The organism is Streptomyces sp. 11x1 (genome assembly GCF_032598905.1).
Lineage (GTDB): Bacteria > Actinomycetota > Actinomycetes > Streptomycetales > Streptomycetaceae > Streptomyces.
Window position 1 is genome coordinate 1,050,919 of sequence record NZ_CP122458.1, and the last position, 18,101, is coordinate 1,069,019.

Below are 18,101 nucleotides of genomic sequence, written 5' to 3' on the forward strand. Positions count from 1 at the left end.
GACGGGGTGGCGCGCCCCGAGGGCGCGAGGGTATCCCGGTGTGGACGACTGGGGGGCCGGCCTGACCGAGGTGACGTTCGTCGCGGCTCAGGCGGCTTGCGGGCTGCCTGCTTGCGGTACGTAGATTCGGGCGTCGGCGAGCAGACGGGCCGCGCGCTGCACGGTGACCCGGTGCGGCACGCCGTCCCTCACATCGGTGCAGCGGACCGCGACGACGCCGGCGGGCGTGCCGAGGCGCAACCACTCGTCGGTCGGGCCGCCCGTGGTCCGGGAGACCACGGACCCCTCCAGCAGCCCGGCCGCCGCGACGGCGACGGCGGAGGTCAGGCCGATCGCGGGGTGCGGGGCGTTCATGCTGAGCATGCGCACCGACACGTCGTAGTCCTCGGCGGCGACCGGTTCACCGAGGGTGGTGGTGTACGGCACCGGCGGGCCGACCAGGCCCGCCTTGGGCACCGCGTCCCCCGGTTCCTCACCGAGCTGGAGCAGCCCCATCAGCGATGCAGCGGTATGACGGACGGTGCGCAGCCAGGCGACGTCCGCGCTCATCCGCTCCATTGACTCGGCACCGGTACGCCCGGCACTGGCGGCGTCGACCAGGACGACCGGAGCTCCTGCGGTCACCATGCTCACGCGTACCGGTTCGCCGGCGCCGACCCGCAGGTCCTGTGCGGCCCGGCCGGTGGGGAGCAGCGAGCCGGTGGCACCACCGGCCGGGTCGCGGAAGGTGAGGCCGACCGAGACCCCGCCGGCACGGGTGCCGGGTACCGTCTGGCGTCCGAAGTGGTGCACCACGCCTCCGGGGGTGTCGACGATCCCTTCGAGGACCGCGCCGGTATTGGTGTTGTGCATCACCACGCGCGTCCGGTCGCCGGTGACCGGAACCATTCCCTTGGACACCGCGTACAGGGCGACACCGGTGGCGCAGTTGCCGCAGTTGCTCGTCCACTCCACCGAGCCTGTCCCGATGCCGACTTGAGCGAACAGGTAGTCGATGTCGACGCCGGGCTGTGGTGAAACGCTGACCACGGCCGCTTTCGAGGTGGTGGGGGTTGCCCCGCCCACCCCGTCCAGTTCCACGGGATCGTTGGCGCCGTACGCGGCGACCAGCAGCCTTTCGAGGTCGCCACGGTCGGCAGGGACTTCGACCTGGTTGAACAGCCAGCACTTGCTTGTGCCGCCACGCACCAGGGTCGCGGGAATGTGCACGTCTGAGGCTCTTCCTGGATCAACGGAGATAGGGAGAAGCGCCGAGGCAGCGGTTACGGGCGCATGGCGGGCCGGTGACCGCTCGGCGATTGCGGAGACCTTCGCAGAGGCATGACTTCGGAACAATCGCAGTTCGCTTCACCTGGGTTTAGCTGAGCTAAAGTCGTCTGCATGCTCAACGTGCGCCGTCTGTTGCTGCTCACCGAGGCCACCGAACGCGGTTCGCTCACTGCCGCGGCTCAAGCCCTCGGCATGACCACCTCCGCCGCATCCCAACAGATGTCCCTGCTGGAGCAGGAAGCAGGGCAGCCCCTCATCGAGCGGCTGCCACGCGGTATCCGCCCCACCCCGGCGGGTGCCGCGCTGGCCGAACGCGGTCAGGCCATCCGCCGTGAACTGCGCGCAGCGCAAGCCGACTTGGACTCGTTCAGGGCCCTCGACCAGGGCACGTTGCGACTCGGCTCCTTCCCCACGGCGAGTGCGTCCCTGCTGCCGCTCGCGCTCACCCGCTTCCGCCGCCGCCACACAGGAATCCGCATCGAGGTGCGCGCCGGAGTCCTTGCGGGGCTCAGGGAGATGCTGCACACCGGCGAGGTGGAGCAGAGCCTGCTCTGGGACTACGAATGGAACCGCCTCGACGATCCGGCGCTCACCCTCACCCACCTCCTGGACGACCCCACGGTGCTGGTCGTCCCCGCCGACTCACCCCTGCGCACACATCCGTCCGTGCGCCTCGGCGACCTCGCCGACCAGGAGTGGATCATCCGCGCCGACAACCACCCCGTCGCCGACGTTCTGCGCCGAAGCTGCCGCCAGGCGGGGTTCGAGCCGCGCATCGCCTACTCGTCGCACGACTACCAGGAGGCACAGGCCATGGTCGCCGCCGGTCTCGGTATCGCGCTCGCACCCCGCCTGGCCCTCACCAGCCGACGCAGCGACGTACGCCTCCTGCCGCTCGCCTCCGACGTCCCGGCCCCCACCCGCCGCATCCTCCTCGCACGCGCCGCGGCACGCCCCGCCACCCCACCCGCCCAGGCGATGGCCCGCGTCCTGCGCGCGGTGGCGCAGCGATTCACCGCCCCGGACCTGCACCGCACCCAGCTCGGAGCGGTCCGGCGCAGCTGACATAAGGGCGGATCGTCAGGCCCTGAATAACGCTGTCCACTTCCACGACAGTTGAACCGACGACCTGACCTCTAGGAGTGGGCCCATGTCACACACACCCATCGACATCACCGTCCCCGACCTGTCGGGAAAGCTCGCTGTCGTAACCGGCGCCAGCGACGGCATGGGTCTGGGGATAGCCGCACGCCTCGCGCAGGCAGGTGCAGAAGTGATCATGCCCGTGCGCAACCTGCGCAAGGGGGAGACCGCGATCGCTGCGATCCGGGATTCCGTGCCCGTCGCGAAGGTCTCGCTGCGAAACCTAGACCTGTCGTCGCTCACGTCCGTTGCCGCACTCGGTGACACGTTGCGCGAAGAGGGACGACCGATTCATCTCCTGATCAACAACGCGGGCGTCATGACCCCACCGGACCGACAGACCACAGCCGACGGGTTCGAGCTGCAGTTCGGCACGAACCACCTGGGTCACTTCGCGCTCGTTGCGCACTTGATGCCGCTGCTGCGGGCCGGCCGAGCGCGGGTCACCTCGCAGGTGAGCATCGCCGCCAATCAGGGCTCCATCAACTGGGACGACCTGAACTGGGAAAGCAGCTACGTCGGTTCGCGCGCCTACAGCCAGTCAAAGATCGCATTCGGTCTGTTCGGTCTGGAACTCGACCGACGCAGCCACGCGGGCGGATGGGGCATCACCAGCAACCTCTCACAGCCGGGACTCGCTCCGACCAACCTGCTCGCGGCGCGTCCCGAACTGGGCCGCGACAAGGAGGTGGCAGGCCGAAGGATGATTCGCCTCCTGTCCGGAAAGGGCATCCTGATCGGGACGGTCGAAACAGCAAAGCTGCCCGCACTCATGGCCGCCACGGACCCCGACGCCAAGCCCGGAGGTTTCTACGGTCCGCGGTGGCCTGGACGCGTCGGGGGGCCTCCCGCCGAGCAGAAGCTCTACTCGCGACTGCGCAGCACGGACGAAGCCGCACGCGTCTGGGAAGTCTCCGAGCAGCTGACGAAGACGACTATCGGTGGCGTCTGAGAGGGACGACGTAGAAGCGTCGAACAGGGCCCCGACGAGAGCGCGGCTGCTCGCGTCCGGCGGGGCCGTAGTCGAGTCCGGCAGGTCGAGCAGCTCACCGGCGTGCGCATGGTCCTCGATGTCGAGGAACTGCTCGTCGAGGCCCAGCAGATGGCCCACGTACCACCAGTAACGGCACATGCGGGACTGCCTGGCTGATCGGCTCTCCGCACCGCCCGGCGTCCCAGCCGTGCGACATGGCCGAGGCCCGCACACGTGCGTGCAACAGCCGGACCTGAAGGGTCTGCACGTAGCCGGACGCACCGTGCCGGAGGCCGCCGGGAAGGATCGCGGAAGCGTTCCACAGCCCGCTCGCGGCGAGCCTGCGCGAAGCCGTCGAGGCCAATCGGCCCGTGCCCACGAGCAGTCGTGCGATGCCGGGGACCTGTAGGTGTGCGCCAGCGAACCACCGGAGAAGGCCAGGCTGCGCCAGTGCGCAGCTCCGACGACACCCAGTGAGGCATGGTCTCGGCGTGGACGAGCGTTCACCGATCACAGGTACTCGATCAGCTTGTCGAGGGTGATGGGCACGTTGCGCACCCGGATCCCGGTGGCGTTGTGGACGGCGTTCCCGATCGCGGCCGCCGAGCCCACCGTGCCGATCTCCCCGAGACCGCGGGCGCCGAGGCTCCTGGTCCCGACGTCCTCGCTGCCGTCGCCCAGCGGGCCGGTGAGGACAGGGTCGGGCCGGCCGAGCAGGTGCACGTCGATGTCGGGGACGTCGGCGTTCACGGGCACGAGATAGTCGGCCAGCGTGCTGGACGCCAGGCGCCCGGTGTCGAGTTCCAACGGGTTCTCCTCCAGCAGGGCGTGCCCCATGCCGAAGATGACGCCGCCGACGAGCTGGCTCCGGGCGGCCCGGGAGTTGATGACACGGCCGACGTCCGCGACGGTGGTGAACCGGGTGACGCGGGTCTCGCCGGTGAACCGGTTGACCCGCACCTCGCAGAAGTGAGCGCCGAAGCTGTGGTGCACGTACCCCGGGGCGGCGTCGCCGGATGACTCGGCGAGGGCAGTGATGCCTGGTGAGTCGACAGCGGCCAGCAGGCGGCCGAAGGTCATCGACCGGCCCTGGCCGTGCAGGATGCCGCGCTCGTAGCGCAGGTCGTCGGCGCTCGCGCCGTGCCACGGCGACCTGTCGTCGGTGACGGCGAGCAACTTGAGCTCGTTGATCGCGTCGCGCGCGGCGTTCACGATCAACGGCACGGTGGCGTGCGTGGCGCTGGACCCGGCGGCGGGCGCGCCCTGCGGCAGCAGGGTGTCGCCGATCTCAGCCGTCACTCGCGTCAACGGGATCCCCAGGGCGTCGGCGCCGGAGATCCCCACCATGGTCGCCCCGCCGGTGCCGAAGTCCGAGATCCCGGTCGAGACCACGGCGGTGTCGTCGTCGATCAACCGGACCCGCACGCTCGCCGCCCGGCGGTGCGCCGGGTAGATGGCGGTGGCCATGCCGGTGCCGTACAGCCACTGCCCGTCGACGCGTGAGCGGGGCGTGGCGCTGCGGGCCGACCAGCCGAATCGCCGCGCGCCGACGCGGTAGCACTCCTCGAGGTGTTTGCTCGACCACGGCAGGCCCGTGGAAGGGCTGGTGGTGGCGTAGTTGCGTAGCCTCAGCTCCACCGGGTCGACGCCGGTGGCGATGGCCAGCTCGTCCATCGCCGTCTCCAGGGCGAAGGCCCCGGGTGCCTCGTTGGGGCCGCGCATCGCCCGGCTCCCGGGGATGTCGAGGACGGCCAGCTGTGCGTCGACATGCAGGTTCGGCGTGCGGTAGAGCGCGTCGGTGGTGGCGTGCGCCGGAGTCATGGGGAAGGTGACGGTGGTCGGGCGCTCGGAGACGCTCTGGTGGCTGACGGCGTTGAGGACACCGTCGCGGGAGGCGCCCAGCCGGACGGTCTGCGTGAGCTGGGGCCGGTGGCCGGTGAGGGTGAACATCTGCTCGCGGGTGAGGACGAGCCGGACCGGGCGGCCGATCTCCCGGGCCGCGGCGGCGGCGAGCGGGGTGTCGCTCCACAGGATGACGCGGGCGCCGAAGGCGCCGCCCACGTACTTCGTGATCAGCCGGACGTTCTGGGGCGGGACACCGAGACGCTGGGCCATCCCGAGTGCGTACGCCGAGGGGACCTGCGCACCGGCGTGGAGGGTGACCCGGTCACCTTTCCAGACGGCGAGCATGGCGTGGGGCTCCATCGCCACGTGGTGTTGCATGTGCTGGTGGAACTCGGCCTCCACGACGACGTCGCTGGCGGCGAGCGCGGCGTCGATCGAGGCGACGCCGGGCGCCAGGACAGTGAGGCTGCTCGGTGACCCACTGATGGTGGGGCCGGCCGGAACGTGGGGCTCGTCCGCGATCGAGGTGCGCGGTGGCTGGGTGTCGTAGGTCGCGGTGACCCTCGCGGCGGCGTCGCGTGCCTGCTCGGGGGTCTCGGCGACGACCATCGCGATGGCCTGGCCGTGGAAGCGGACCTCCGTGTCGCGCAGCGGGACGTAGTTCTCGACGAAGCCGGCGAGCGGGCCGGTGATGGGATGCAGGCCCAGGCGGGGGTCCGGCGCGGCGTACACGCGCAGGACACCGGGTGAGGCCAGCGCGGCCGCGGTGTCGATCCCGGTGAGAGTGCCTCGCGCGACGGTGCTGGTGACGAGATGCGCGTGTGCGAGGTCGGCGGCGCGATAGTCACCGGAGTACTCGGCCGCGCCGGTGGCTTTCAGCCTGCCGTCGACGCGCTCGGTCTCGCGTCCGACTGGGGAACGAAGCATCGTGAATCCTTCAGCTGCTGGATGCGAGTGCGCCGGTCGACGGGGCACTGCGGTGGATGGGGACGCCGGTGCTCAGGGGTGCCCCCGAGCCGCCGTGCCGGTGGGCGACGATCTCCGCGGCGATCGACAGCGCGATCTCCTGCGGGGTACGTGCCCCGAGATCGAGGCCGATGGGCGAGTGCAGGCGATCGAGCTCGCCGCTGGTGAGACCGGCGTGGCGGAGCCGGGCCAGGCGTTCCTCGTGGGTGCGGCGGGACCCCATGGCCCCCACATACGCAACCGGCATGCGCAGCGCGGCGGTCAGGAGCGGCAGGTCGAACTTGGGGTCGTGGGTGAGCACGCACACGACGGTGCGCTGGTCGAGCAGCCCGGCCTCGGCCTGGGACCCGAGATGACGGTGCGGCCATTCGACGACGACCTCCGCGTCCGGGAATCGTTCCGGGGTGGCGAACGTGGCCCTGGCGTCGCAGACAGTCACCCGGTACCCGAGGAAGGAGCCGAGCCGGGCCAGCGCGGCGGCGTGGTCGATGGCGCCGAAGACCAGCATCCGGGGCGGTGGGGAACTGGACTCCACCAGCAGGGTCATGGGCTCCCGGCAGTAGCTGTCGGCCACCCCGAGCTCGAGCGTGCCCGTTTGCCCGGCGTGCAGGGCGCCGGTGGTCTGTGCCTCGGCGACCTGGTCGAGCAGTTCGTCCCCGAGCGTTCCCGCGATGGGCCGCCCGGGCCGCACGGCGATCGTTCGGCCGAGGTGGGTCTGCGGACCGCGCACGATCCTGGCCACGGCCACCGCCCGGCCGCTCGCGGCATCGGCCAGAACCGTTTCGAGCCATGGTTCGGCGCCCGGGTCGTGGTGGCGCAGGAGGAGCTCGATGGTGCCGCCGCAGGTCAGACCTACGTCCAGCGCGTCGGCGTCGCTGTATCCGAACCGCAGGGCCCTGGGTCGGTGGTCCCCGGCCAGCATCTCCCGACACGCGTCGTGGACAGCGGCGTCGACGCACCCGCCCGACACGTTGCCCAGCACGGTGCCGTCCGCGTTCACGACCAGGGACGAGCCGGGCTGCCGCGGAGCGCTGCCGGCCACGCTCGTGACGGTGGCGGCCACGAACGGCGTCTCACGGCGGACACGTTCGACAAGGTCAGCGGCGATTTCAAGCATGCTCGCCGCCAGATCGGGGACCGTCTGCCTCGACGGCGTCAGGCCGGGCAGGGGTACGCCGGCCGCTCACCGGTTCTCGTGCAGTTCGGTCAGCGCGCGTACCAGGGTGCGACGCAGCAGCGCGGGCTTGAACCGGTTGTGCTCCCGTGGTCGGGCGCCCTCGGCGGCACCGGCGACGGCCGCCTCGAATGTCGCGGAGGTGGCGGGCCTGCCCGCCAGGGCCCGTTCGACGGCCGTCAGTCTCCATGGCCTGGTCCCCACTCCGCCGACGGCGATCCGGGCGTTCACGATGGTGCGCCCGCGCAGTTGGAGGGCGACGGCGGCGGAGGTGAGCGCGAACTCGTACGACTGCCGGTCGCGGATCTTCACGTACAGCGAGTGCGCCGCCCAGGGCGAGCGGGGCACGGTGATCCCGGTGATGAGCTCGTTCGGCCGCAGCACGTTCTCGATGTCGGGGGTGGCACCGGGCAGGGTGTAGAACGTGTCCAGGGGTACGGAGCGCGCGCCGCGTGCCGAGGCCAGGTGCACGGTCGTGCTCAACGCCACCAGCGGGACAGCGAGGTCGCTGGGATGGGTGGCGATGCACGCGTGGCTGGTGCCCAGGACGGCGTGGTTGCGGTTGATCCCATTCAGTGCTGAGCAGCCGCTGCCCGGCTCGCGCTTGTTGCACGGGGTCGTGACGTCGCGGAAATAGCCGCACCGCGTGCGCTGCAGCAGGTTGCCGCCGATGCTCGCCATGTTGCGCAGTTGGGCCGAGGCACTCAGCTCCAGCGCCTGCGCGACCATCGGGTAGTGCCGTCGCACAGCGGGTGCGGCGGCCACGTCACTCATTCGTTCGAGCGCGCCGACGTGCAGACCCTTGTGGTCCAGAGTGAGGCCGTCCAGTGGCAGCCGGTTGATGTCCACGACACGGTCGGGCGACATCACCTCGAGTTTCATGAGGTCCACGAGGGTGGTGCCACCGGCCAGGAACGCGGTGTCCGGCCCGGCGCCCCGCACGGCCTCACGGACCGTCCGTGCCTGGGCGTAGATGTAGGGCCGCATCAGCGCATCACCTGCTGCGCTTCCCGGATGGCGTCGACGATGCGGGGATAGGCGCTGCACCGGCAGATGTTGCCCGACATGCGCTCACGTATCTCGTCGTCGGAGCGGGCGGGGCCTTCGTTGTCGACCATGGCGACCGCGGACATGATCTGCCCCGGGGTGCAGAAGCCGCACTGCAGACCGTCGTGGTCGACGAAGGCCTGCTGCATGGGGTGGAGCCGGTCGCCGTCGGCCAGCCCCTCGATCGTGGTGACCTGGTGGCCGCTCGCCGTGGCGGCCAGCGTGAGGCACGACAGCACGCGCCGGCCGTCGATGTGCACGGTGCAGGCACCGCACTGTCCCCGGTCGCAGCCCTTCTTGGTGCCCTTGAGGTCGAGCCGCTCGCGGAGTGTGTCCAGCAGGGTGGCCCGCGGGTCCACCCGCAGGGTGACCGGATCGCCGTTGACGGCTGCCCGTACCGTCACCGGCGTCACACCGTCGACGGTGGCTGCCGAGGCAGCTTCTGCCGTCTCGGCCTGTCCGGTCAGCAGCGGCGCCACGGTGGCGGCGACGAGGCTCCCACCTACAAAGTTGCGCCGGGACACACCCGAACGGGCGCCTCCCCCATCGTTCTCTTCGTTCATCAAGTGCCTCCTGGCTGGTCGCAAGTCGGGGCAGGGGCAGGCCGACGTCGCGCGACCATCCATGTGGCCGCCGGGTCAAGCGCTGCTCCAAGGCTGGCCGTCGGGAGCAGGATCATCCAGGCTCTGCCGATCCCAGGCTGAGATCGAGCTGAAGGGGCTGGAGCGGGCGCCGATCCGGGTCCGCGGCATGATGCGGGATCGGCCTCATGTGACACGACCTCATATGACACGGCCTCATGTGACGCACCGCGCGTCGGGACGGCAGAAACGGTCCGGTTCAGGTTCACTTAACTACGCGGCATTGCCTTCAGGGCCGAGTAGTTGACTGCAGCGTCTGTGCGCCGATCACAGTCAGAACCTGCAGCTTCTCGTAGCTCTCCGTGCCGGGGACGGCGGTGTAGACCATCAGGGAGTGGGCCTGGTCCGGGTCGATCAGGCGCTGGCAGTTCAGCTCCAGGGCACCGACCTCGGGGTGAACGAAGTGCTTGACCTCGCGCGGGCGGATCCCGATCTCGTGGTCGTCCCACACCCGCCGGAACTCTTCGTTGGAGTCCAGGAGCAGATCCGCCAGATACGCGGCTCGGGAGCCGGGACCCCGGAGGGCGACGATCCCGCGCAGGCCTGCGGCGTACATCCGGGTCATGAACGCGTGCTGCTCCGGAGCGTACAGATCGCGGGCGCTCGGGTCGGTGAACCACCGGTAGCCCATGCTGCGGGCAGGACCGGTGTACTGCGTCGTGTCGCCGGTGAGGGCGACGCCCATCGGTGTCTGCCGCAAGGTCTCGCCGAGTTCGGTGACGATCTCCGCGGGCGTGTCCTGCAGTCGGTCGAGAACGCGCAGCAGCCCGGGACTGATGTGCTCGCTGGAGCTGCCACGGGGCGGTGGGTTGTGCCCGGCCAGCCGGAACAGATGGTCACGCTCGTCCATGGACAGATGGAGCCCCTGAGCGATCGAGGCGAGCACCTGCGGTGACGGCTGCGGACCACGCTCGCGCTCCAGACGGGAGTAGTAGTCGGCCGACATGCTGCACAGCGTCGCGACCTCCTCGCGCCGTAGCCCGCTGGTTCTGCGGCGCCGTCCCCGAGGCATGCCAACGTCCTCCGGCTGCAGTGCCTCGCGACGGTTGCGGAGAAAGCCGGCCAGCCCTGTGCGATCGATCACGACGCTCCCCCTTCTGAGAGTTGCTCGATTCTCCGTGCTGCTTCACTTTCTATCGCCCGCGCATGCGCGTATCCACGGCCTGTCGATCCCCCCTTACGACGCGCGTCGCCGCGTCAGGGCGGCGGTCGACGGGCCTCCTACCTCGCGACGATCTCCAAGGGCGCCGTCACCAAGATCAAACCGGTCGCGGACATCGAGGAGAACGCCGTCCTTCGTGCCGCCTTCGCGGGCCGGGCCATGGAGGGCACCATCGGTGTCCGCACCCGACAGGGTGACTACGCCTCCGACGCGACCCTCCCCATCCGCATCGCATTCGCCAAGTCACCGGTAGACGGGGAACTGACCGGCAAGATCACCAACGCGACCAGGGCCGTCCGAAGCGCCAAGGGCTCCTGCTTCGCCCCGCTCAACCGCACCAAGGCCAATCCTCTTGTCGGAAAGTTCACCGCCAGGATCACCCTCGAGCGGTTCTCCTCCATGCACGCGGCGTTCGACGACGAACTCCTCCTCAGGTGGTCCAGCAGCGTGAGCAACATGGGCCACGCGTACTACCCGAGCATCGCGACCCTGCTCGGCGGGGATCCGCTCGGCCGGACCTGGGAGACAACGCTCCACGGGACACCGTCGGCCGGCCCGTCCGTCACCCTCCGCCTCGTCAGCGGCGGCGGCGGGACCTGCTGACAACATGACCGGACAACCGTCCCGCCCCTACGGCACCCCCACCGCACCCCGTGTGGCCGTCCGCGGCGAAGCCCACCTCGAAGTCGACCCCGACCTCGCCCGTATCGGCATCACCGTCACCGCCCGCGGCACCGATCGAGGCGGCACCCTCAGCGACCTCACCCACCGGAGCACCGCCGCCCTCGACCTCGTCAGAAACTACGGCGACGTTGTCGAACGCCTGGAGACCGGCACGCTCTCCGTCAGTCCCCAACTCACCGAACGCGGCCGCCTCGAACGCGTCCGCGCCTACCAGGGCCACGTCCGCATCACCGCCGAACTCACCGACTTCACCGCCCTCGGCGAACTCACCACCCGCCTCGCCGAGCTCGACCTCACCAGCGTCGACGGTCCCTGGTGGGCCCTGCGCCCCGACTCCCCCGTCCACCGCGCAGCACATCGCACCGCCGTCCACGACGCCGTCCGCCGCGCCCGCGCATACGCCGAAGCCCTGGACGCCACACTTGTCGCCCTCGTCGAACTCTCCGACAGCAGCCTCAACGCCCCGGTGTCAGCCGATCACGGCCCGTACGGCGCTGTCGGCACCGAGGGCCTCGACGGAGCCGAACCGCCAGACGCCATACACCTGCAGCCCGCACGACAGATCGTCACCGCCCAAGTCGAAGCCCATTTCGTCATGACCCCACCGCGACTGTGACCGAAGGCGCTCCGCTCTCCTGCGCACACAAGAGGGCCCGCACTGTACAAGGCCACGCGGGAAGCACTCACGCCCCCGGTCAGATGGTCGAAATGGGCAAGCACCGTACGTCCCGTACGACCGGCACGGCATCGCGGTGAACCACCCGGGTACGGCGGCGGCCGCGGACTTCATGGCGTCAGCCCTTCCTGCCTTTGTTGCCGTGTACAGGCCCTCGAGCCCTTTACCTGAGCAGTTGGTGCGGTTCGCCGTGCCCCCGTGCTCCACGTCGGCGGCCTTGCCGCTGTGCCGCACGAAGCCGATGGCCAGGGCGGGCCATTCGGCCACCGTGAGGGTCTGGTTGCCGGCCCAGGTGCCGGAGGCTACCTGGGTGCAGTTCGTGCCGTCGGTGCTGGTGGAGATGAGAAGGCGTCCGGGCATCTCGGTGCCGGGGTGGAGCGAGGGGGCGTCCCACCCCGGCCGGGTCTCATCGGATGTGCTTCGCCGGCTTGGTGGCGGCGTTGAGGAGGTATTCCAGGGGGCCTCGGCGGAAGAAGCGGGACCAGATCGCGGCGAACACGATCGCCCCGAGGACGAACATGATCAGCGGCACCCATGACTGCTGGGAGCCGGTCCCGGCGGGCACGGACAGCGCGGACTGGCCGAGGAAGTGGCCGACGTAGGCGGTCAGGGACATGGTGCCCACGGCGATGACCGGCTTCGCCAGGCGGCGCAGTCGAGGCAGGCGGTCCATCAGCACGGTCGCGCCCACGATCACGAGGATCGCGACGCCCACGCTGCCGATGATGTCGAACGTCGTCCCGCTGTGCGGCCCGGCCGCCAGGAGCGACGACGCCGGCATATCGGGGAACGACCCCCCGTCCGGGGGCATCGAACCGCCGGGGGGAGGCATCGAACCGGAGCTGCCGGACGACGACCCGTCTTCCGCCATGCTCCTCAACGCGCCCGATCCGGCGAGCAGCAGGGACATGCCGTACGCGGCCACGGTCAAGGAGGCGCCGAGCGCGGCAAGGCGCTTCTGGACGGCGCGGGAGGACAGGTCGAGGCGGCCCAGGGCCATGCCCGCGATCACGAACGACATCCAGGTGAGCGCCGGGTAGAAGCCGGTGAGCAGCAGGTCGAGCACTCCCACCTCGCTGAGGCGGCGGAGCGGGTCGTAGGCGTTGATGCTCTCCTGGACCGAGGACGTCAACAGCGAGTTCAGCAGGAACGCCAACTGCGGTGTGACGAGGGCGCACGCGGCCGCGATGATCGCGAGGGTCCTGGCACGCAGTCGCACCAGGGGCAGGGCCAGGAGGAAGTAGACCCCGTAGAAGCCGAGGATGATCACTCCCCCGTACTCCATCGCCAGCACGGTGCCCAGTGCCAGCAGGACCACGGCCCGGATCGCGATCCGGGCCTTCGCCTGGCGGCCCGCCAGGCCCGTCTTCGGCTCGCGGCGGCCGGCGATCAGCATCAGCGAGAACCCGGCGAGAGTGGCGAACAGGACCGACGAGTGGCCGTCCGCCAGGTAGCGGATCCAGCTCGCCACGCCGGTCGTGGCGGACAGCGGGGGGCCGATGTGCACGATGTACATGCCGAACACCGCCAGCGCGCGGGCCAGGTCCACCCCGACGAGGCGTCCCATCGAGGGACCGGCCGAGGCCGGCACGGCGGACTCGGAGGAGGTTCGGGGCGGCGGAGGTGAGTTCTCCGGGAGAGCTGACGTCTCCTGCGGCGGCTGTGTCTGTGTCATACGGCAAACCTCGCGGGGAGCTCAGGGGGCGGGCCATCCGGCAGGCTTCGGTATCGCCCCCGCCGACCGGCGGGTACCGCCCTGCCGACCGGCGGAACCCATCCCCGACCCGGTCCGATGCGACCGGGCGGTGGTCTTGTCCAGCCACTCGGCGGGGGTGGACAAGACGGTTGCCGGATGGGTGCGAGGCGGCCGGGCTTCCAGGGTGGAGGCATGACACACCGTGCGCGGCACAAGGAGCTCGGCACCTCCCTCGCCTCACCAGCCGACGAACCGGGGCATGACGTGGTCCCTCGCAGGGGCGATTTCCTGGAGTTCCTCGGCCTGGTGCTGGCTGCGGGCGCCCTCGTCCTGGTCGTCGTACGCCCTGAGGCAGCGGAAGCGTTGGTGCGCGCCCTTTCCTCGAGCACAGCCGGACTCGTCCGCTGAGCCGGCACACCATCACGCCCGGTCCGCCCGGCACCGTCCATGCGGGTGCCGGGCGGACCGCAGAAGGAAGGAATGCTTGAACACCGCATCCGCTCCGACGACGGAGGAGTCCCCCGAGACGTCCCTGTCCGCCCGGGAGACGGTCAGGGCGCTGTACGCGTATGTCCGGCCCCATCGGTGGGCCGTCGCCCTCGGCCTGCTGTGTGCCCTGGTGGGGGCCGCGGGGGCGCTGTTGCAGCCGCTGGCCACGAAGGCGTTGGTGGACCGGATGGCCTCTGGTGGGACGATCACCGGGATCCTGATCGGGCTCACCGTGCTCGCGGTGGTGGGCACGGCGGTCGAGGCGTTCGGCGCATACGTGCTGGGGCGGACGGCGGAGTCGGTGGTCCTGGCCGCTCGACGCACCGTGGTGGGGCGGCTGTTGCGGCTGCGGATCGCGGAGTTCGAGCGGATCCCGCCGGGTGATCTGATGTCCCGCGTCACCTCGGACACGACGCTGCTGCGGGCGGTCAGCACGTAGGCGGTCGTCTCCGCGGCCACGGGCGCGGTCGCGTTCGTCGCGGCGATCGTGATGATGGCGTTCCTGGACGCGGTGCTGCTGGGTGTGACGCTCGGTGTGGCCGTGCTGGTCGGCGGGGCCGTCGCGCTGGTGATGCCGAGGATCGCCCGGGCCACCGAACGGTCGCAGCAGGCGGTCGGGGAGATCTCCGTCGCGCTGGAGCGGGCCTTCGGGGCGTTCCGTACGGTGAAGGCGTCCGGCGCCGAGGGCCGGGAGACCGCGCGGGTGGAGGCGGCGGCGCGGCGGGCCTGGCGGCACGGTGTGAAGAGCGCGAAGTGGGAGGCCGCGGCGGGCTCGGCCGACGAACTCGCCGTACAGCTGGCCTTCCTCGCGGTGCTCGCCGTCGGCGGGGCGCGCGTGGCGTCCGGGCAGATCCCGGTCTCCGCCCTCATCGCCTTCCTGCTGTACCTCTTCCATCTGATGGAGCCGGTGTCCCGGCTGGTCGACGCCGCGTCCTCCTACCAGGAGGGGTCGGCCGCCCTCTCCCGGATCGCGGCAGTGGAACGTCTGGCGACGGAGCCGGTCATCGGGCGGCAGGACACCCCGCCCCGCCAGGAGGCGGCGGTGCCGGGCCCGGCGTCGGTCCGCTTCGAGGAGGTGTCCTGCCACCACCGAGCCGGTCTGCCGTACGTCCACCACCAGGTCAGCTTCGAGGTGCCGGGCGCCGGGACGACCGCCTTCGTAGGGCCCTCCGGTGCGGGCAGGTCGACGGTGTTCGTGCTCATCGAGCGGTTCCACGAGGTCGCCGGCGGCCGGGTCCTCGTCGACGGAGAGGACGTACGGCACTGGTCGCTGCGCCGGCTGCGGGCCACGATCGGTTATGTCGAGCAGGACGCCCCGGTGCCGGCCGGCACGCTCCGCGAGAACCTGGTCTTCGCGCGCCCGGCGCGAGTGACGACGACATCCGTGACGTCCTGGCCCGGACGAGGCTCGACGCCCTGGTCGAGCGCCTGCCTCACGGCCTCGACACCCCGGTCGGACACCGCGGTTCGAAGCTGTCGGGCGGTGAGCGGCAGCGCATCGCCATCGCCCGCGCCCTGCTGCGCAGGCCCCGCCTGCTGCTCCTGGACGAGGCAACCTCACAGCTCGACGCCGTCAACGAGCCGGCGCTGCGGGACGTCCTCACGGAGGTGGCACGGGAGACCACCGTGCTGGTGGTGGCCCACCGCCTGTCGACGGTGACCGGCGCCGACCGGATCGTCGTCATGGACGCCGGCCGGTTCCGCGCCGTCGGCACCCATGACGAGCTGGTGGCCGAGGACCCGCTGTGCGCACAACTGGCGGCCACCCAGCTCCTGACCCCCGCCCGGTGACCCCACCACATGCGAGGTAGTCCGGTCGGCCACTGCCCCACGCCAGACCGGACAACCACCCACACCCACGCAGACCAAGACCGCGAAAGGCCCCCCATGCACACCGAGTCCGCCATCGGTCACAGACGTGCGGTGTGGAGCCGGCTGGCGCAGCCGACCGCGCTGTTCGGCGGCGTGTACGGGCCGTCCTGTTCACCGCCCTCGTCTCGGCCCTGGCCCATGGTTACGCACTGCTGCTGGGGGCGGGCCTTGGCTGGTAGCGCTCGGCACGCATCGAGTACGTCCCCTTCGGCATCAACGCCGTCCTGCTGCTGGGCTGGGGCGTGCCGGCTTCCCGGGCCGCGGGCAGCACATGGGACGAGCTCTCAGGATCGGCTGTGCCGACGCGATCCTGGGAGTGGCCGTCGCCTTGGTCAGCACGCTGCTGAAGTGACGCGGCAACTTGTCGCAATGGCCTGACGCCTGCGCCCCCGCATCCGGCGGATACCTGCCCTGAGCAACAACTCACTCCGCGCTGAGCGGGATCCGCAGCCGCACCCGGTAGCCGCCTTCCGTGGTCGGGCCCGCGTCCAGGGTGCCGTGCAGGATGTCGGCGCGCTCGCGCAGTCCGACGAGGCCTTGCTGGGAGCCGGGGAGGGACAGGGAAGGACGCGTGGACGGGGTGTTGGTGACGGTCACTCCGATACCGTCGCCGTCCTGCCACAATTCGACGCTGGCCGTGGCGCCAGGTGCGTGTTTGCGGACGTTGGTCAGCGCTTCCTGAACCGTGCGGTAGAGGGCGCGTTGGGTGGGTGTGCTCACCGTGGGCGGCAGTTCCCCCGTCAGCTGTACGTGAGTGCCGCTCGATTCCACGAGTTTACGCAGGTCGGCAAGGGTGGGCTGAGGCGTCAGCTCGGTGGCGTCGCCGCCGGAGGCCCGCAGCAGGGTGACCATGGTGCGCAGTTCGTCGAGCGTGGTGACGCTCAGCGAACGGATCGTGTGAGCGGCCTCCTTGGCGTCCACGTCCCGGGTGGCGACCTGCAACGCCCCGGCCCGTACGGCGATCAGACTGACCTGATGGGAGACCACGTCGTGCATCTCCCGGGCCAGCTGAGCGCGTTCGCGAGCGAGGACGGCCTGGGCGTGCAGGGTCCGCTCGTGTTCCCTTGCCTCCTCGATCTCGGCCAACCGCCGCGCCAGGTCCCGCTGTGCCTGGAGAAGCTGGCCGAAGAGGACCGGTGCCGCGGCCGTGGCCAGGCCGTACACGAAGAAGACCGCTGTCATGGTCCGGTCGACCTCGGCCAGGGGCCACGGAGTGCTGCTCGCGACGGCGGCCAGGGCGACGCACACGGCGAGGAGACGGCGGTTGCGGGAGCGTTCGGCCAGGGTGAACAGCGCCGCGAGCACGGCGACGGCGACATCCTGCATCAGCGCGACGGGCAGGGTGAGCAGGAACACGACGAGCGGGAACCGGCGCCGGAAGGCCAGCGCGGTGCACCCGACAGCCGCCAGCGCGACCTCGAGGCGCGTGGGCTCCCAGTTGTTCAGCCGCACGTCCACGGCCGCCGCGGCCACCAGGGCGAGGTCGATGACCGGCGCGGGAACCCGCTGCCACAGGGCGCGTGCACGGCTCATCCGCCGAGCTCCGACCGCAGGCGCTCGTCGAGGAGCCCGGCCCGCTGCGCCAGCAGGGCGGCCTGCACGCGGCTCGCCACGCGAAGCTTCGTCAGGATGGCGCTGACGTGGTCCTTCACCGTGCCCGCCCCCAGGTGAATACGCGCCCCGATGTCGGCGTTCGACAGCCCCTCCGCCACCAGGACGAGGACGTCGCGCTCCCGCGCGGTGAGCAGCCGGACCCGGGCGGCCTCCTCGTCGACGGCCGTCCCGGTGCCGGGGTGGCTGTGCAGCAGCGTCCGCGACGCCTTGGGGGACAGCACCACACCGCCCGCGGCCAGGGTGCGCACCAGGTGGGCGAGCTGCTCGGGCTCGGTGTCCTTGAGCAGGAATCCGGCCGCGCCGGAGTGCAGGGCGGTGAGGATGTACTCGTCGGCGTCGAACGTGGTCAGCATCGCCACCACCGGCGGGTCCGGCATCGTGCGCAGCTCTCGGAGCACGGTGAGCCCGTCGACGTCCGGCATCCGGATGTCCAGCAGCACCACGTCGGGACGCTCCCGGCTGACCGTGGCGACCGCCTCGCCGCCACTCGCGGTCGCGACGACCTCGATGTCCTCGGACGCGCCCAGAATCAGCTGGAAGCCCGAGCGGACCAGAGCCTCGTCGTCGACCACCACTACCCGGATCACGCGATCCCCCTACCCTTCGTTCATACCGTCCGGCCCATGCCGACTCGACCCTAAAGCCCCGATCGGTCCCGGCGGCCCGCTGAGCTGCAGCTCCAGCCACACGGCGGGGTAGCACCCACCACTCGGCAGGGCCACGGCAGCCTTCTGCCGGTCGGGCCGTGATCGGCCCGGCCTCCAGTCTGAGGGCCATGCCCCATCACCCGGACTCCGCGCTGCTCCCGGCCGACACCCCGTCTTCGGGTAGGCCCACGCACACGGTGGAG

Annotated in this window: 14 protein-coding genes and 1 pseudogene; 6 read left to right on the forward strand and 9 right to left on the reverse strand. The window is 70.9% G+C overall.

Translation table 11 applies throughout. The features are described 5' to 3' along the window. Positions 1–87 precede the first annotated feature (87 nt). The gene (locus P8T65_RS05020) at positions 88–1,209 is read right to left on the reverse strand and encodes a PrpF domain-containing protein (RefSeq protein ID WP_316724180.1); all 1,122 of its coding nucleotides are present in this window, start codon (positions 1,207–1,209) and stop codon (positions 88–90) included. A gap of 171 nt (positions 1,210–1,380) precedes the next feature. On the opposite strand from P8T65_RS05020, the gene P8T65_RS05025 reads away from it, so the two are divergent. Both P8T65_RS05025 and P8T65_RS05030 read left to right on the forward strand, forming a co-directional pair. Next, positions 1,381–2,334, forward strand: a complete 954-nt coding sequence (locus tag P8T65_RS05025; protein ID WP_316724181.1) for a LysR family transcriptional regulator — start codon at positions 1,381–1,383, stop codon at positions 2,332–2,334. 85 nt (positions 2,335–2,419) lie between these two features. After that, on the forward strand, positions 2,420–3,364 hold the full coding sequence (locus tag P8T65_RS05030; protein ID WP_316724182.1) for an SDR family oxidoreductase: 945 nt from the start codon (positions 2,420–2,422) through the stop codon (positions 3,362–3,364). 531 nt (positions 3,365–3,895) lie between these two features. On the opposite strand, the gene P8T65_RS05035 is transcribed toward P8T65_RS05030, so the two are convergent. The 5 genes from P8T65_RS05035 to P8T65_RS05055 all read right to left on the reverse strand — a co-directional run bounded on the left by P8T65_RS05035 (position 3,896) and on the right by P8T65_RS05055 (position 10,142). After that, complete coding sequence (locus P8T65_RS05035) at positions 3,896–6,157, reverse strand: xanthine dehydrogenase family protein molybdopterin-binding subunit (RefSeq protein WP_316724183.1); 2,262 nt, start codon at positions 6,155–6,157, stop codon at positions 3,896–3,898. A 10-nt stretch (positions 6,158–6,167) separates the two neighbouring features. After that, positions 6,168–7,313, reverse strand: a complete 1,146-nt coding sequence (locus P8T65_RS05040; RefSeq protein ID WP_316724184.1) for an XdhC/CoxI family protein — start codon at positions 7,311–7,313, stop codon at positions 6,168–6,170. Positions 7,314–7,379: 66 nt separating this feature from the next. After that, the gene (locus P8T65_RS05045) at positions 7,380–8,357 is read right to left on the reverse strand and encodes a xanthine dehydrogenase family protein subunit M (protein ID WP_316724185.1); all 978 of its coding nucleotides are present in this window, start codon (positions 8,355–8,357) and stop codon (positions 7,380–7,382) included. After that, positions 8,357–8,980 (reverse strand): (2Fe-2S)-binding protein, encoded by a 624-nt coding sequence (locus P8T65_RS05050; RefSeq protein WP_399098352.1) that lies wholly within the window; start codon positions 8,978–8,980, stop codon positions 8,357–8,359. The genes P8T65_RS05045 and P8T65_RS05050 overlap by 1 nt, the downstream gene beginning before the upstream one ends. Before the next feature lie 307 nt (positions 8,981–9,287). Continuing rightward, positions 9,288–10,142 (reverse strand): helix-turn-helix transcriptional regulator, encoded by an 855-nt coding sequence (locus tag P8T65_RS05055; protein WP_316724186.1) that lies wholly within the window; start codon positions 10,140–10,142, stop codon positions 9,288–9,290. 237 nt (positions 10,143–10,379) lie between these two features. Here P8T65_RS05055 and P8T65_RS05060 point away from each other — a divergent pair, with 237 nt between their 5' ends. Further along, complete coding sequence (locus P8T65_RS05060; RefSeq protein WP_316724187.1) at positions 10,380–10,823, forward strand: hypothetical protein; 444 nt, start codon at positions 10,380–10,382, stop codon at positions 10,821–10,823. 4 nt (positions 10,824–10,827) lie between these two features. After that, on the forward strand, positions 10,828–11,520 hold the full coding sequence (locus P8T65_RS05065) for an SIMPL domain-containing protein (RefSeq protein ID WP_316724188.1): 693 nt from the start codon (positions 10,828–10,830) through the stop codon (positions 11,518–11,520). 466 nt (positions 11,521–11,986) lie between these two features. Here P8T65_RS05065 and P8T65_RS05070 read toward each other — a convergent pair whose 3' ends face one another. Continuing rightward, positions 11,987–13,255 (reverse strand): DUF418 domain-containing protein, encoded by a 1,269-nt coding sequence (locus P8T65_RS05070; RefSeq protein ID WP_316724189.1) that lies wholly within the window; start codon positions 13,253–13,255, stop codon positions 11,987–11,989. A 213-nt stretch (positions 13,256–13,468) separates the two neighbouring features. Between P8T65_RS05070 and P8T65_RS05075 the strand changes: the two genes are divergently transcribed. Both P8T65_RS05075 and P8T65_RS05080 read left to right on the forward strand, forming a co-directional pair. Further along, positions 13,469–13,684, forward strand: coding sequence for a hypothetical protein (locus tag P8T65_RS05075; RefSeq protein ID WP_316724190.1), 216 nt, complete (start codon positions 13,469–13,471; stop codon positions 13,682–13,684). A gap of 76 nt (positions 13,685–13,760) precedes the next feature. Continuing rightward, positions 13,761–15,556: pseudogene (locus P8T65_RS05080) on the forward strand (ABC transporter ATP-binding protein). A gap of 504 nt (positions 15,557–16,060) precedes the next feature. Here the strand turns inward: P8T65_RS05080 and P8T65_RS05085 are convergent. Further along, complete coding sequence (locus tag P8T65_RS05085) at positions 16,061–17,170, reverse strand: histidine kinase (protein ID WP_184902514.1); 1,110 nt, start codon at positions 17,168–17,170, stop codon at positions 16,061–16,063. Further along, positions 17,167–17,838 carry a response regulator transcription factor gene (locus tag P8T65_RS05090; RefSeq protein WP_316724191.1) on the reverse strand — a complete coding sequence of 224 codons (672 nt, stop codon included), beginning with the start codon at positions 17,836–17,838 and terminating at the stop codon, positions 17,167–17,169. Before P8T65_RS05090 ends, P8T65_RS05085 begins: the two co-directional genes overlap by 4 nt. Between the last annotated feature and the right edge of the window lie 263 nt (positions 17,839–18,101).